Genomic DNA, 15,660 nt, shown 5'->3' with positions numbered 1-15,660 from the left:
CACCGGGCTTATGTAAGTAGTCTCCGCCAGACCTGCCCCTTAGCACAGTGGCAGCAATGCCATTGACCCTTAAAATCCTGCCAACTCCGTAGTAGGGTGGCAGCATGCTTCGCAACGTCGCCGTGATCGTGTTCGACGGGGTCGCCGCCTTCGAGCTGGGAGTGCTCTGCGAGGTCTTCGGCACCGACCGGACCGACGACGGCTTCCCCGGCTACCGCTTCGACGTGTGCAGCGCGGACGGCAAGCCGGTATCGACCAAATCCGGCTTCGAGATCTCGCCCGCCTCCGACCTGACGCCGGTCGAGACCGCCGACCTTGTCGCGGTGCCGGCGCACGGCGACGGCTTCTCCATCCCGCAGGACGTCCTCGACGCCCTGCGCCGGGCGGACGCACGGGGTGCCTACGTGATGAGCGTCTGCTCCGGGTCCTTCGTGCTCGGCGAGGCGGGGCTCCTCGACGGGCGGCACTGCACCACACACTGGAAGTACGTGGACGAGCTACAGGAGCGCTTCCCGAAGGCGCAGGTGCATTGCGACTCGCTGTATGTGCAGGACGGCAATCTGCTCACCAGCGCCGGCACGGCTGCGGGCATCGACGCCGCGCTGCACCTCGTGCGGCAGGCGCACGGGTCCGCGCTGGCCACCAAGATGGCCCGCCGCATGGTCGTGCCGCCGCACCGCGACGGTGGTCAGCGGCAGTTCGTCGAGGCGCCGATGCCCAAGACCCCCGAGGCGGCCACGCTCGAGCCGGTGCTGACCTGGCTGATGACCCACCTCGACGAGGCGGTCACGGTCGACGACCTCGCCGCGCGGGCACACATGGCGCCCCGCACGTTCGCCCGCCGCTTCCGCGCCGAGACCGGCACCACGCCGCACGACTGGCTGACCAACCAGCGGGTGCTGCTCGCCCGCCGGCTGCTGGAAGACACCGACCTGGGCGTCGAGGCGATCGCGACCCGGGCCGGCTTCGGCGACACGGCGACGATGCGCCACCACTTCACCCGCCGGGTCGGTGCCACGCCACAGGCCTACCGGACCACGTTTCGCGAGCGCGAGCCCGCGGCGTAGTCACGGGCGCCAGCCGCCCGCGGGCAGCACCACCTTGATGTCCGTGGTGGCGACCGACGTGCCCGGGATCGTCGACGCGGTCATCCGGGTGGCGATCCGGCCGGAGCCGGGCACCGCGCCGGTGACCTGCACGGTGTACGAAGCGGTGGCGGGCAGCGTGCTGGCCACCCGCAGGTCTCCGGTGGGGAGCTTGGCGGCCAGCTGACCGGCGCTGCCGTCGGCGTTTTCCGCCCCGACCACCACCGGGCGGCCCGCGACCGCCCGCGGCGGCGCGGCCGGGTCGTACGCGAAGACCACGTCTTCCACGCCGTTGGCACCGAGCCACACCTGGAAGTGGAGGCTGTCGACCTGCCACTCGACCACCACCCAGGCGGAGACGCCGTCGGTCAGGCGGGCCGCGCGGATGCTCCTTTCGCGGCTGCCGCTGAAGTCGGTCCAGAACGGCGCGAGCACGTTGTTGGGACGGGCCACGTCGGGCAGCCGGCCGGGCCGGGCCCCGGCGGCGCCGGCCGCGTCACCGACGACCAGGTAGCCGTTGGCGTCGACACCGATCGACTTGTACGCCTTGCCGCCGTAGACGAACTCCGGCACCTCGTACGTGACCATGTCGCGGTCGCCGACCTTGGTGGGTACGACGCCGTACTGCTCGAGCGGGCGGTAGCCGGAGCTCGTGACCGGCTTGAGGGTGGGGGTGCCCGGGCGGGCACCGGGCACGACGAGGCCCCGCCGCACCGCCGAGCGGGCGCCGGTCTTCGTCGCGCCGCCGACTCCGCTCACGGTCAGGTGCTCGTCGACCACCGTCTCAAGGTCGACGGTGGCGTCGGCCAGGGAGACGTTGCGGGCGGTGATCGTGCACGGCGTGTACGCCCGCCACCGCACCGCCGCCGAGGCGCAGTCACTTGCCAGCGTCACGTTGCCCGCCTTGGGGGTGAACGCGACCGGCAGGTGCAGCGTGGGCAGGCCGGGCCGGGTGGGATCGAGGCGGACCTCGCCGGTGTACCGCCCCTCGGGCGCGGTCGACGTGACAGTGATCCGCAGGTCGACGGCCTTGCCCGGCGCGACAGTGAACACGCTCGGTGTGACTGTGATCCGGCTCTTCGCCGGCGCGCTCACGGACGCCAGGTAGGTCTGTGCCACCTTCGTCACGTTCTTCGCGGTGCGGACGGTGGTGAGCTGGCCGGGCATCGTGGGCGCGTACACCGACGGAAGGTTGAGGTGCACCGCGCCCGCCGGGTCGGCGCCCAGCGCCAGCATCCGGCCGGCCGACTCGTCGAAGGTCAGCCCGGGGTCACCGGCCACCGCCAGGTCGATCCGACCGCTGCCCCGGTCGTACGGGCCGGCCCACGTCTTTCCGTCCTCTTTGCGCACCGCCGTGCGCGCCGTGGTCATCAGGGCGGACTTGACCTGTCCGGGCGTCCAGTCGCGGTGCAGTGCCTTCAACAGGACCGCCGAGCCGGCGACGTGCGGCGCGGCCATCGACGTGCCGGCGATGGCCTGGAAGAGCTCGCCCGGCGGCCCGCCGTCCGCCGCGGCCGGCGTGGGTGTGTGCCCGGCGAGGACCTGCACGCCCGGCGCGGTGAGGTCGGGCTTGATGGCCGGCCCGCCCGGCCCGCGCGCGGAGAACGCGGCGAGCACGTCGGCCTTGCCCCGCTCCGACCGCCCGCCGGTGAACGTCGCGGTGACCGCCGGGTTGGCGGCCATGAACGCGGCGAACCGGGTGCCGTCGGCGAGGTGGACGGTCGGGAGCCAGTGGCTGTCGGTCTCCACGTCGGCGAGCGACGGGTTGTAGAGGATCATGCCGACCGCGCCGCCCTGCACGACGTTGTAGCCCTTCGCCGCGCGGGCGTTGCCGCCGCGCTGGCAGGCAACGATCTTGCCGGCGAAGATGCCCCGATCCGCGGGGGCCTCGCAGAGCGCGCCGCCGGTGTACCCGGAAACGCCGCCGGCCAGGACGACCGGCGTGTCGGCCTCGACCCCGGCGGTGATCGAGGCGCCCTTGAGCGTGAGCTGCTTGCCGCCGGCCCGCAGCCGCAGCGTGGCGTTGAAGTCGCGGGTGCCCGTCGATGCGCCGACGGTGGTGACCCAGGGCGAGGTGTGGTTGATCGTCGCGGCACCGGGGCCGGAGTTGCCCGCCGACGCGGCGACGAAGACGCCCGCCGCGTACGCATCGAGGAAGGCGAGCTCGACCGGGTCCTTGTACGGGTCGGTGCCACCGGAAACCGAGTAGTTGAGCACGTCGACGCCGTCGGCGACCGCCTGCCCAACCGCGCGGGTGATGTCCGAGCCGTATCCGCCGGCCTCACCGAGTGCCTTGTAGACGGACACCCACGCGCCCGGCGCGACACCCTGCACCGGCCCCCGCTCGACGCCGAGCAGCTTGGCCGAGGTGACCACGTTGCCGGCGGCGGTCGACGCGGTGTGGGTGCCGTGGCCGCTGCTGTCGCGGGCGGTCCGGTACTCCTCGTCGTCGTGCCGCGACAGGTATGTCTCCAGGAACGTCGCGCCGCCGATCAGCTTCTTTCCACACCGGAACGGATCGGCGGCCGGGGTCAGCGGGTTGTCACCGAAGTCGCAGGGGCGCACCGAGCCGTCGGCGCGCGCCGGCGCGGCGCCGAGGTGGCCCTGGTCGGCGAAGGACGGGTGCTCCGGCCAGGCGCCGGTGTCGATCACGCCGACCAGCACGCCGCGCCCGGCGTTGCGGTCGCCGCCGACCTTCGGGTACACGCTTGTCGCGCCGATGAACGAGGTGTTGGGGTCGGCGAGCGGCTGCCGCAGGTCGTCGCGCTGCACGGCGACCACACCGTCGATCGCCAGCAGGTCGTCGACCCGGTTGGCCGGCACGGTGGCGGAGACGCCGCCGTAGACCACGCGCAGCCGCTGCCGCACCTCGGCACCGGGGACCCGCTTGCCCAGGTCGGCGATGAACCGCTCCTCGCGCGCGGCCAGATAGTCCTCGTAGGACCGCTCGGCGGCACCTCGCGCCAGCTTGGCGCGGGTGCGGGACGGGCTGGTGGCGGCGAAGCCGGGCACTCCGCCCGCGTACGTAGCGACCGGGTCGTGGTCGAGCTTGACGACCACCGGGACCCGCTCCGACTCCTCGCGCCCCAGGAGGGCCGGGTCGGTCTCGGCCAGCCGGCTGGTCGGCGCGGCCTCGGCGGTGACCCGGCCGGTCGGCTGGATCGCGGTCGCGGTCAGTGGCGGAGGCTCGGCGGACGCGGGCGCGCCCCAGGCGAGCGGCGGCACGAGTGCCACCGCGACGACTGCCCGGAACCACTTGTGTCGACGCATCCCCGCTGCCCTCTCCACGCACCAAGGCTTTCATGGTGCCTGGAAACTTCAAAGACGGCACGGCCGTCAGTAGCCGACGGCGCAACCATCCGCGCGCGGTTCCGAGCCGGCCACGTATCCGCCATCCGGCAGACACCAGATCGCCTGGCCGTACCCGAAGGTGGAGGGCTCGCGTTCGACGGTGATCTCGTGCCCGCGGCGCTCCAGCTCGGCGATCGCGTCGGCGCCGGCCAGGCCGTCCTCGACGAGCACCGCCCGGCCGGACTGCCAGTACCAGCGGGGTGCGCCGAGCGCCGCCTGCGGGTCCAGGCCGTCCACGGTGGACGTGATCACCTGGAGGTGACCCTGCGGCTGCATGTGCCCGCCCATCACCCCGAACGGGCCGACCGGTGCCCCACCACGGGTGAGGAAGCCCGGGATGATCGTGTGGAACGGGCGCCGGCCCGGCCCAATACCGTTCGGGTGATCCGGCTCGGCGCGGAAACCCAGGCCGCGGTTTTGCAGGCCGAAGCCGTAGCCCGGCACGGCGACGAACGACCCGAAGCCCATGTAGTTGGACTGGATGAGGCTGACCATCAGCCCGTCCGCGTCGGCGGCGCACAGGTAGACGGTGCCGCCACGAGCCGGCTCGCCGGGCGCCGGGACCGCGGCCCGTTCGCCGATCTCGGACCGGCGCGCGGCAAGGTACTCGGGGTCGAGCAGCGCCGACGGCGGCACGGTCGCCCGATCGGGGTCGGCCACGTAGGCGAACGCGTCCGCGAAGCCGAGCTTCATCGCCTCGATCTGCCAGTGCAGGCGCTCGGCGGCCGGCAGCGCGGCAAGGTCGACGCCGTCGAGGATGCCCAGCGCGACGAGCGTGGCCACGCCCTGGCCGTTGGGTGGCAGCTCCCAGACCTCGTGCCCGCGATAGCTGACGGAGATCGGATCGACCCAGCTTGACGCGTGTGCCCCCAGATCAGCGGCGGTGATCAGCCCACCGGTCCGGGCGGCGTGGTCGGACAGGGCGGCGGCCACCGCACCGGTGTAGAACGCCTCCGCGCCGGTCTCCGCGATCAGCCGCAGCGTGCCCGCGGCGCCGGGGTTCGCCCAACGCTCGCCCGCCCTGGGTGACCGTCCACCGTCGACCGTGAAGATCCGGCCCCACTCGGTGTACTCCGGACCGGACATGCGCGCGTACTGCGCCACCGAGCGGGCCCAGGCGCGGGCGATCTCCGGCGAGACCGGGTAGCCACGCTCGGCGTACGCGATCGCGTCGGTGAAGAGGTCGGCGAAGGGCAGCGCGCCGAAGCGGGCGTGCAGGTCGCGCCAGCCCGCCGGTGCGCCCGGCACGGTGACCGGCAGCCAGCCCCGCTCCGGCATGCCGCCCGGCACCCGGTCGGCGGTGAGGGCGGCGGGCGAGCGGCCGGAGGCGTTGAGGCCGTGCAGGCGGTTGCCGTCCCAGACGATCGCGAACAGGTCTCCGCCGATGTCGTTGGAGCCGGGCTGCACGACGGTCAGGGCGACGGCGGTGGCGATCGCCGCGTCGACCGCGTTGCCGCCGCGCCGCAGCACGTCGAGGCCGGCGGTCGCGGCGAGCGGCTGGCTTGTGGCGACGACACCACGCGGGGCGTACAGCGGCTTGTGCCGGTGAATGATCACCTGATCAGGGTGCCCCGCCGGGCCACGGGAAGGCCACCGGGCAGATGCACCGGGCCCTGACCACGCCACGCGACGACGAGCGCGTCGAGCGCCGCGACGTGGCGGTGGGAGAGGGCCGCGGGCGGTGCGCCGCGCTCACGGGCCCACGCGTGCAGCACGCGGGTGCGTACGGCGTCCGGCAGCCGCTCCAGCTCGCCGACGTCGAGGGCGCCCTCCAGGCGGCGGGCCCGCTCCAGCGCGGCCGCCGCGATCTCGTCGAGCGCCGCGGCGTCGGCGGCGAGCAGGGGGGCCGTCCGGGCCAAGTTGTCGACCACGCCCGCGCCGAGCGCCTCGACAAGGGCCGGCAGCGCACTGGACCGGACCCTTGCGCGGGCGTACGCCGGGTCCGCGTTGTGCGGGTCGTCCCACGGGCTGAGGCCCAGCGCGGCGCAGGCCTTGCGGGTCTCGTCGCGGGAGACGTCGAGCAGCGGGCGCAGCAGGGCCACGCCGTCCACCTCACGCCGGCTCGGCATGCCGGCCATCCCGCGCGGCCCGGATCCGCGCGCCAGGGCCAGCAACACGGTCTCCGCCTGGTCGTCGCGGGTGTGCCCGAGCAGCACCGCGCTCGCACCCAGCCGGGTCGCCGCGGCGATCAGGGCCGCGTAGCGCGCGTCTCGGGCGGCCGCCTCCGGACCACCCTGGCCGGACACGGTGACGGTCGCGACCTCCACCGGCGCCAGGCCGGCCGAGGTCGCCCAGGACGCCACGGCGGCGGCCCGCTCGGCGGAGCCGGCCTGAAGCCCGTGGTCGACGGTCACCAGCCCAGCCGCCAGCCCTTCGCGCGGGGCGACGAACGCGGCCGCCGCCGCGAGGGCCAGCGAGTCGGCACCGCCGGAGCAGGCCACGAGCACGGTGCCGCCCATCCCGCGCAACGCCTGCCTGACCGCGGTGCGGACGGCGGCGACCGGCGGCGCGAGCGCGGCCATGTACGCCGGGTCAGCCGGCCTGGGGGTGGACCCGCGCCACCCAGGCGTCCGGGTCGCCCAGCTCCTCGACGCGGGGCAGGGTGAGCGGCGAGCTGAAGACCTTGTTGAAGCCGGCCATGCCGACCCGCTCGACCACCCCGTGCACGAACTTGCGACCCTCCGCGTACTGCCGCATCTTCACGTCGACGCCGAGCAGCTTGCGGATCGTCTTTTCCAGCGGGGTGCCCCCCTCGCGGCGCCGGTTGAACTTGGATCGGATCTGCTCGACGCTCGGGATCACCTCGGGGCCGACGCCGTCCATCACGAACTCGGCGTGCCCTTCCAGCAGCGTCATCAGCGCGGTGAGCCGGTCGAGGACGGCGCGCTGCCCGGGGGTCTGCACGAGGTCGAGCACGCTGACCCGGCTGTCGGGGTTGCGCACCGCCTCGGAGAGGGTCGCGACGCTGCGGCGGATCCGCTCGAGGAAGTGCTCGCTGCCCGCCTGCGAGGCATCGACGAAGGCCTGCACCTCGCCGAAGAAGTGGCCACGCATCCACGGGACCGAGGTGAACTGGGTGCGGTGGGTGACCTCGTGCAGGCACACCCAGAGCCGGAAGTCGCGGGAGTCGGCCTGGAGCTTGCGCTCGACCTCGACGATGTTGGGCGCGACGAGGAGCAGCTGGCCGGGGTCGGAGGAGAAGACCTCGTACTGCCCGAGGACCCGCCCGGAGAGGTAGGCCAGCACGGTGCCGGCCTGCACGCCGGTCAGGCGCGAGCCGATGGCGTCGGTGAACACGCCCGGCTGCTTGTCACCGGCCAGCCGGCTCACCAGCGGGGTGACCACCTCGCGGAGGCCGGCGATGTTGATCGCCGCCCAGTCTTTGCGGTCGACGACCTGCACCGGAGGGTGGGCGACCTGGGACCGCAGCCCCGTGTAGGAGGAGACGATCTCCGCCGCCTCATCGGTCAGTCGCCGTAGATCGGCGACGACGTCGGTGGCCTCGTCGTACGAGACTCTCGGGCCCGCCTTGCCCAGCGCGCCCGCGGTGGCGGCGGCCAGGTCCCAGTCCACGAACTGCGCCATCACCCCAAGGTACTCGGACTACCCACAACCGCATTTCGCCAACGCGTTGGCGATCTTGTCGAGGCCGGCCTCGGCGCGGTCTTTGCCGACCGGCACCTTGTCGGCCAGCACAGCGAATGCCAGCAGGCGGCCGTCGGCGGTGGTCACCACACCGGAGATGGCGTTGACCCCGGCGAGCGTGCCGGTCTTGGCCCGGACCACGCCGGCGCCCACCTTGCCGTCGGCGGCGGGATTGCGGTAGCGCTCACGCAGCGTGCCCGACCAGGCGCCGACCGGCAGGCCGGCCAGCAACCCGGCCACCTCGGGGTGCGAGCCGCTGGCGGCGAGCCGCAGCACGCCGGTGAGGACCGAGGGGGTGAGCCTGTTCTTCCGGGACAGGCCACTGCCGTCCGAAAGCGCGATCTCCGCGGCGGGCAGGCCGAGATCCGCGAGTACGGCCTTTGTGGCGGCCGCGCCACCCGCGTACGACGCGGGCAGGTCCTTGGCGAGTGCGACCTGCCGGGCCAGCGACTCGGCCACCACGTTGTCGCTGTCGACCAGCATGATCTCGACGAGGCGGAGGATCGGCGGCGACTCCACCTTGCCCAGCTCGGTGCCGGGCGCCGGTGCGGTGCCGGCCGCGGCCTGGGTGGTCTCGGGGCTGGGCGTGGCGGTCGCGTCGGCCGCACCCGGCGCGCCGGCCGGTGCCTTGCCGCGGGTCACCGCCGACGCCTTCAGGCCGAGGGCCCGTGCGAACGCCTGGCCCGCGGCGAGGTCCGGCTGCGAGTAGCGCTCGGCGTACCCGTGGGTGATCTTGGGGTTGACCCGCGCACCGTTGGTCATCAGGGCCGTGGTCGCCGCCCCGAACCCGCCGGTCGGCACGTCCGGGTCCCAGCTCGGCTCGAACGCCGGGCCGGTGAACAGCGTCGAGTCGACGACGACCCGCGTCGGTGCGGCCCCGCCGAGGGCGGTCTTGACCTGCTTGGCGAGCTGGTCGAGCCGGCCCGCGCCGGCGTAGGTGCCAGTGGCGCCGGCCGACAGCGTCGCGTCGCCGCCGCCGATGATCACCACCTCGCCGGGCTTGGCGCCGGCGACGACCCGGGTCGGGATCCGGTAGGCCGGCCCGCGCGTGGCCAGCACGGCGGCGGCGGTGGCCAGCTTGGTGGTCGAGGCGGGTGTGGTCGGCACGTCGGGACCGCGCGAGTACAGCTGGTCGCCGGTCGCCGCGTCGACCACCGCGATATTGAGGCTGCTGCCGAGCCCGGCGGCGGCCACGACCGGGTCGAGCGCCGCCTTCACGCCCGCGGCGGTCGGCGCCGGGATGTCGGAGGCCGAGGCGACGAGCACCGGAGCGGGCGGCGGGTCGGGCGTCTCGGGGGCGGCCGCGGTCGCGGTGGGCTCGCTCGCGTCGCCGCCCAGCCACTCGTCGACCGGGCCGGGGCGGACGATCGCCGCGCCGGCCACGAGCCCGGCGAGGAGCAGCACGACCACGATGAACGTGGCCAGCAGGCCGCGCCGCCGCTTCTTTTCCGGCGGCCGCGCGCCACCCTCCCCGGGCGGGAGTGCGGGCGGCGCCGGCTGCGGCTTGTGCGGCGCGGACGGCGGGGGGAAGAAGGAGGGCAGCCGGATCGTCTGGGTCTGCTCGGGCGGGGTCACCGGCAACCGGATGGTCTCGTCTCCGGGGCCGTGCTGTGAATCTTGCCTCCCCACCGGCCCCTCCTCATTCGTGTCATCCGGTCTAGGCGACGATACTTGCGTCCGAACACTATGCGGCGTTCGCCAGCCCGATCTGATGGGGCAACATCACGACACTTGGGCGGCGAGATTGGGGAGCGTGAGATGGATTTCGACGTAACGGTTGAGATCCCCAAAGGTCACCGAAACAAGTACGAGGTGGACCACGTGACCGGCCGCATCAGGCTGGACCGCACGCTCTTCACCGCGACGCAGTATCCGGCCGACTACGGCTTCATCGAGGGCACGCTCGGCGCTGACGGCGACCCGCTGGACGCGCTGGTGCTGGTGCAGGAGCCGACCTTCCCAGGCTGCCTCATCCGGTGCCGCACCATCGGCATGTTCCGGATGAAGGACGAGAAGGGCGGCGACGACAAGGTCCTGTGCGTCCCGTTCGAAGACCCGCGGCAGGAGCACCTGCGCGACATCCACCACCTGGGCGAGTTCGACCGGCTGGAGATCCAGCACTTCTTCGAGGTCTACAAAGACCTCGAACCGGGCAAGTCGGTCGAAGGTGCCACTTGGGTCGGGCGGACGGAGGCCGAGGCGGAGATCCGCGCCTCCTACCGGCGGGCCCAAGACGCGGCGGCCGAGGGCGAAACGTCCCACTGACGGATATCCGACTGCCGTCGCCTCACAGGTCGCGGACGGCGGCGTAGAGGTCGAGCACCGCGCACGCGACCGGCACCACGCAGACCACGAGCGCCGTATCCAGCACGTCGGCCGCCCGGCCCAGGTAGGGCGAGGGCGGCCGATGCGCGTACGCGGCGGCGGCGAGCGCCGCGAGCGTGCCGCCGGCCGCGACCGCGAGGAGCATCGGCTCGTCGCCGGTGGCCAGCAGGGCGGCGCCGGCCGCGACCGCACCGCCGAGCCCGGCGGCGACAAGGGGCACGCGGTGGTGCACGGCGGCGAACAGCCGGGCGCGCAGCAGCAGGCCGGCGGCCGCGACCCCGACGAGCAGCCGGCCGGCGAGGCCGCCGGTGGTGACCAGGACCGCGGACGCCGCGACGGCGAGGACCGCGAGGCCGGCCAGCAGACCGGTGAGGATCTCCTCGGTGCGCTCCGCGGCCACCTCTACACCGGCCGGGTCCGGCGGCGAAGTGACCGGCGATGTGACCGGCGGCAGCGGCAACCGGCCGAGGCGGATCGCGAGCAGCGGCAGGGCGCCGACTCCGCAGGCGAGCACGGCCAGCAGGACGGCGGCCGCACCGTGCGGCGTGAGGCCGCCCAGCGCGGCCAGTGCGGACAGCCCGCCGAGCAGGCCGGCCGTGCCCCCGGCGACGAAGACCCGCAGGTGGGCCGCCACGCCGGCGGCGCCGAGGAGGGACGCGACGAGCAACGCGGCCGAGCCGGCCAGCGCCTGCGCCGGACGTCCCGACCCGGCCAGCAGCGCGCCGGCCGCGAACGCGTACGGCAGGGCGTAGCCGGCGAGGGCGGCGCCGGTCAATCCGTCGCGCCGCGCGCGTGCCACCACCGCGCCGGCCACGAGCAGCAGCGCGGCAACGACGGCCGGCACGAGATGCCACGGTGGCGTGGCACGCACCGCGGCGGCGAGCCCCAGCGCGAGCGGCGCGCCGGCTGCCGCCAGGCCGGCGACCCGCGTGGCGCCCGGCGACCAGGAAGCGCCCCGGCGTCGCGCGCCGTCCGCGATCGCCTCGACCACGTCGTCGTACGCCGGCTCGGCCCACCGGACCCGCGCGGGCAGCAGGAAGAGCAGCTCCCCGTCGCGTACCCCCTGGGGCAACAAAGCTTGACCAGCCGACAACGCCGCGCCGTCCGCGCGGCGCAGGATCCATCCACCGTGCCGCTCGCCGTCGTCGGCGAGCCCGTCACCGGCGTGCCGCAGCACCTCCGGCAGCAACTCGGCCACCGGCACCTGCTCGGGCAGGGCGACGTCGAGCCGCCGCCGTGGCGTACTGATCGTGACCCGGGCCAGTCCGGCAGTCATCGAGGGTCCTCCATTCCGCGCGAGTTTACCTACGATGTGCGTCTGGGAGGTGACCCATCGTGGCGACTGTCCCCTTGCGACGGTCGGCCCGCAGGCCGGCACCCGAGATCCCCTCCGGCGAGTTGCACGTGGGGCCGCCGCCGGAGATCCCGCAGGTGGCTGGTGCCCGCTGGCAGCAGCTCATGGTGGTGCTGCCGATGCTCGGCGGCGGCGTCGCGATGGCGATGCTGATGGGGCGGGGCGGCGGGCCGTACTCGTACGTCGTGGGCGCGCTCTTCGGCGTCTCCTCACTGGCGATGCTCGCCTCCTGGGGCGGCGCGGGCGGGCCGAAGAAGGCCGAGATGATGGCGGCCCGCCGCGACTACCTCCGCCATCTGGCCGGCCTCCGCCGCCGGGCCCGCGAGACCGTCGCGCGCCAGCGGGCCGGGCTCGCCTACCGCCACCCGGAGCCGGAGCGGCTGTGGTCCACTGTGGCCAGTCATCGGCTGTGGGAGCGGCGGCCTGCCGACCCGGACTTCGGGGTGGTACGCGTCGGCGCCGGCCCGCAGGCGCTGGCCACCCCCCTGGTGCCCCCGGTCACCCGCACGCCCGACGACCTCGAACCGATGACCGCCGGCGCGCTGCGGCGCTTCCTCGACGCGTACTCGGTGGTGCCCGACCTGCCAGTGGCGCTGTCGCTGCGCGGCTTCGCCCGGATCCACCTGCGCGGCGACGCGTCGGCGCTGGTTCGCGCGATGGTCATGCAGCTGTCCGTCTTCCACGCGCCCGACGACCTGCGGATCGCGGTCTGCGCCGGGCCGGAGCGGCGGGCCATATGGGAGTGGGTCAAATGGCTGCCGCACGCCCAGCACCCCACGCGCACCGACGCGCTAGGCCCGGTGCGGCTCGTCGCCGGCTCGGGCCCGGAGCTGGAGCGGCTGCTGGGCGACGTGGTGGGGAGCCGGCCGCGGTTCGCCGGCGGCGCGGCGAGCGAAGGGCCGCACGTGGTCGTCGTGCTCGACGGCGCCTCCTGGAGCCAGGATGGCGGCATCGACGGAGTGTCCTTTCTGGACCTCGACGATCCGCCGCCGCGCCTGCTCGATCCGTCGACGCTTGTGCTGTCGGTTGGCGAGGACGGGCACCTGCTCGTCGACTCCGGCGACGGCCCGGCCGGCATCGGGCACGCCGACGGGCTGACGGCGGTGGAGGCGGAGGCGGTGGCCCGGCGGCTCGCGCCGTACCGCCTCGCGGCGCCCGCCGACGCCGAGGAACCGCCGGCCGCGGCCGAGCCGGCACCGGCCGAGCTGCTCGGCCTCGGCGACCTCGACGCGCCGCCACCACCCCGGGGCTCTGCTGGCTGGCTCGCTCCGCTCGCTTCGGCCCCGGATGCCGGCTCAATCCGAGCTGGCCGCTCCGCGCCCAGGTCCGGGTTGAGCCAGCCCCGGGCCGCACGCGACCGCCTGCGCGTGCCGATCGGCGTCACCCCCGCGGGCCGGCCGGTCGAGCTCGACCTGAAGGAGTCGGCGCAGGACGGCATGGGCCCGCACGGGCTGCTCGTCGGCGCTACCGGATCGGGCAAGTCCGAGCTGCTGCGCACGCTCGTGCTCGGGCTCGCCGCGACGCACTCCTCCGAAGAGCTCAACTTCGTGCTCGTCGACTACAAGGGCGGGGCCACGTTCGCGGCGCTCGACCGGCTGCCGCACACCGCCGCCGTGATCACCAACCTCGCCGACGAGCTGCCGCTGGTCGACCGCATGACCGACGCCCTCAACGGCGAGATCGTGCGCCGGCAGGAGCTGCTGCGGCGCGCGGGCGTGTCCAACGTCCGCGAGTACGGGAAGCTGCCTTACCTGCTGCTCGTCTGCGACGAGTTCGCCGAGCTGCTCGCCGCCAAGCCCGACTTCATCGACCTGTTCCTCCAGATCGGACGGTTGGGCCGCTCGCTGGGCGTACACCTGCTGCTCGCCTCGCAGCGGCTCGAGGAAGGGCGGCTGCGCGGGCTGGACACCCACCTGTCGTACCGGATCGGGTTACGCACGTTCTCGTCCCTTGAATCGCGATCCGTGCTGGGCGTACCGGACGCGTACGAGCTGCCCCGCTCACCCGGCCACGGGTTCCTGAAGGCGGGCACCGAGCCGCTGGTGCGGTTCAAGGCGGCGTACGTCTCCGGCCCGTTCCGCCGCCCTGGCGACCGGCTGCCGGCGGCGCGAGCCGGGCGTCCCCGGGTGCTGCCGTACGGCACCCACTACGTCCCGGCACCGACGCCGGCCACGCCACCCGCCGAGGGCGGCCCGAGCCTGCTGGAGCTGCTGGTCGAGCGGCTGGCCGGGCAAGGGCCGCCGGCACACCGGGTGTGGCTGCCGCCGCTGTCCCGCCCGCCCGCACTCGACGAGCTGCTCGGCTCGGTCGGCAGCGACCCGGCCCGCGGCCTCACCGTCGCCAACCCCGACCTGCGCGGCGCGCTCCAGGTGCCGGTCGCCGTGATCGACAATCCGTTCGAGCAGCGCCGCGACGTGCTGTGGCTGGCCCTCGACGGCGCGGCCGGCCACGTCGCGGTCGTGGGCGGGCCGCAGAGCGGCAAGTCGACCGTCCTCCGCACGCTGCTCTGCGGCCTCGCGCTCACCCACTCGCCCACCGAGGTTCGGATCTACTGCCTCGACTTCGGCGGCGGCTCGCTCGCCCTGCTCCGCGACCTGCCGCACGTGGGTGGGGTGGCCGGGCGGCTGGACGCCGAGGCCGTACGGCGCACGGTCGGCGACGTCGCCGCCCTCCTCGCCCAGCGGGAGTCGGGCGCGCCGGTCGACGGCCACGTCTTCCTGGTGGTGGACGGGTGGGCCACCCTGCGTGGCGACTACGACGACCTGGAGCCGATGGTCACCGACATCGCCACCCGTGGGCTCTCCTACGGGGTACACGTCGTGGCCGCCGCCTCGCGCTGGATTGACTTCCGGCCGCCGATCCGCGACCTCTTCGGCTCCCGCGTGGAGCTGCGGCTGGGCGACCCGACCGACTCGCTCGTCTCCCGGCGGGCCGCGCTGACCGTCCCGGAGAAGGTGCCCGGACGCGGCATCACGGCCGAGGGGCGCCACCTGCTCACCGCACTGCCGGCGCTCTCCGCGCTCGACGGCGACCCGGCCGCACTGGTGCGGGCCATCGCGGCCGGCTGGCCCGGGCCGCCCGCGCCCCGGGTGCGACTGCTGCCGCCGGTCCTGCCGTACGACGACCTTGACCTGTCGAGCGGGGCCGGCCTCCGGTTGCCGATCGGCATCGCCGAAGCCGACCTGCGGCCGGTCGATGTGGACTTCGGCAGCGACCCGCACCTGCTGCTCTTCGGCGACGCGGAGTGCGGCAAGTCGTCGTTCCTGCGGGCGCTGGCCACGTCGATAACCCGCCGCTTCGCGCCGGAGCAGGCCCGACTGATCCTCGTCGACTACCGGCGCAGCCTGCTCGGCGCGATCGACTCCGATCACCTGATCGGGTACGGCACGACGGCCGCCACCACCGGCCAGCTGATCGAGTCGGTCGACGGCTACATGCGGCGGCGCCTGCCCGGGCCGGACGTCACGCCGCAGCAGCTGCGCGACCGGTCGTGGTGGACCGGGCCGGAGCTGTTCGTGCTGGTGGACGACTACGACCTCGTCGCGGCCGCACCGGTCAACCCGCTGCTGCCGCTCGTCGAGCACCTGCCCCAAGCGCGCGACGTCGGCCTGCATCTCGTCCTGACCCGCCGGTCGGGCGGCGCGTCCCGGGCGCTCTACGAGCCGGTGATCCAGCGGCTCCGCGAGCTTGCGTCACCCGGTCTGGTGATGTCCGGCGACAAAGAGGAGGGTGCGCTGGTCGGCGGCGTGCGGCCGGAGCCGCTGCCGCCGGGCCGCGGCCGCCTGGTTACCCGCCGCGAGGGGGTCCGGCTGGTGCAGCTCGCCTACCTACCGACCGTTCCGTGATCCTTTGTGTCAGCCTTAGATCTTTTCGGGGTGGACCCAGTGGACACATCGACGC

Annotated in this window: 9 protein-coding genes; 3 read left to right on the top strand and 6 right to left on the bottom strand. The window is 74.3% G+C overall.

Annotation, left to right across the window (positions count from 1 at the left end):
- Window positions 1–104 precede the first annotated feature (104 nt).
- Window positions 105–1,067: a GlxA family transcriptional regulator gene (locus AC5L36_RS02575; protein ID WP_441220039.1), complete on the top strand. Its 963-nt coding sequence runs from the start codon at window positions 105–107 to the stop codon at window positions 1,065–1,067.
- Here AC5L36_RS02575 and AC5L36_RS02570 read toward each other — a convergent pair whose 3' ends face one another.
- The 5 genes from AC5L36_RS02570 to dacB form a co-directional block, all read right to left on the bottom strand.
- Entirely contained in the window at window positions 1,068–4,355 is a 3,288-nt protein-coding gene (locus tag AC5L36_RS02570; protein WP_441220038.1) for a S8 family serine peptidase, read from the bottom strand. It abuts the gene before it with no gap.
- A gap of 66 nt (window positions 4,356–4,421) precedes the next feature.
- Window positions 4,422–5,993, bottom strand: coding sequence for a gamma-glutamyltransferase family protein (locus AC5L36_RS02565; protein WP_441220037.1), 1,572 nt, complete (start codon window positions 5,991–5,993; stop codon window positions 4,422–4,424).
- Window positions 5,990–6,958, bottom strand: a complete 969-nt coding sequence (gene tilS, locus AC5L36_RS02560) for a tRNA lysidine(34) synthetase TilS (RefSeq protein ID WP_441220036.1) — start codon at window positions 6,956–6,958, stop codon at window positions 5,990–5,992. The genes AC5L36_RS02565 and tilS overlap by 4 nt, the downstream gene beginning before the upstream one ends.
- Window positions 6,959–6,968: 10 nt before the next feature.
- On the bottom strand, window positions 6,969–8,021 hold the full coding sequence (locus AC5L36_RS02555) for a zinc-dependent metalloprotease (protein ID WP_441220035.1): 1,053 nt from the start codon (window positions 8,019–8,021) through the stop codon (window positions 6,969–6,971).
- Window positions 8,022–8,039: 18 nt separating this feature from the next.
- Window positions 8,040–9,491 (bottom strand): D-alanyl-D-alanine carboxypeptidase/D-alanyl-D-alanine endopeptidase, encoded by a 1,452-nt coding sequence (dacB, locus tag AC5L36_RS02550; RefSeq protein WP_441220215.1) that lies wholly within the window; start codon window positions 9,489–9,491, stop codon window positions 8,040–8,042.
- A 348-nt stretch (window positions 9,492–9,839) separates the two neighbouring features.
- Here dacB and AC5L36_RS02545 point away from each other — a divergent pair, with 348 nt between their 5' ends.
- Entirely contained in the window at window positions 9,840–10,346 is a 507-nt protein-coding gene (locus AC5L36_RS02545; protein WP_441220034.1) for an inorganic diphosphatase, read from the top strand.
- Between the two features lie 22 nt (window positions 10,347–10,368).
- Here AC5L36_RS02545 and eccD read toward each other — a convergent pair whose 3' ends face one another.
- Window positions 10,369–11,682 (bottom strand): type VII secretion integral membrane protein EccD, encoded by a 1,314-nt coding sequence (gene eccD, locus AC5L36_RS02540; protein ID WP_441220033.1) that lies wholly within the window; start codon window positions 11,680–11,682, stop codon window positions 10,369–10,371.
- Window positions 11,683–11,741: 59 nt separating this feature from the next.
- Between eccD and eccCb the strand changes: the two genes are divergently transcribed.
- Window positions 11,742–15,605 (top strand): type VII secretion protein EccCb, encoded by a 3,864-nt coding sequence (gene eccCb, locus AC5L36_RS02535; protein WP_441220032.1) that lies wholly within the window; start codon window positions 11,742–11,744, stop codon window positions 15,603–15,605.
- Window positions 15,606–15,660 lie beyond the last annotated feature (55 nt).

The sequence above is a fragment of the Phytohabitans sp. LZ39 genome (genome assembly GCF_059359075.1).
This window is presented reverse-complemented; position numbering and strand designations above follow the sequence as displayed.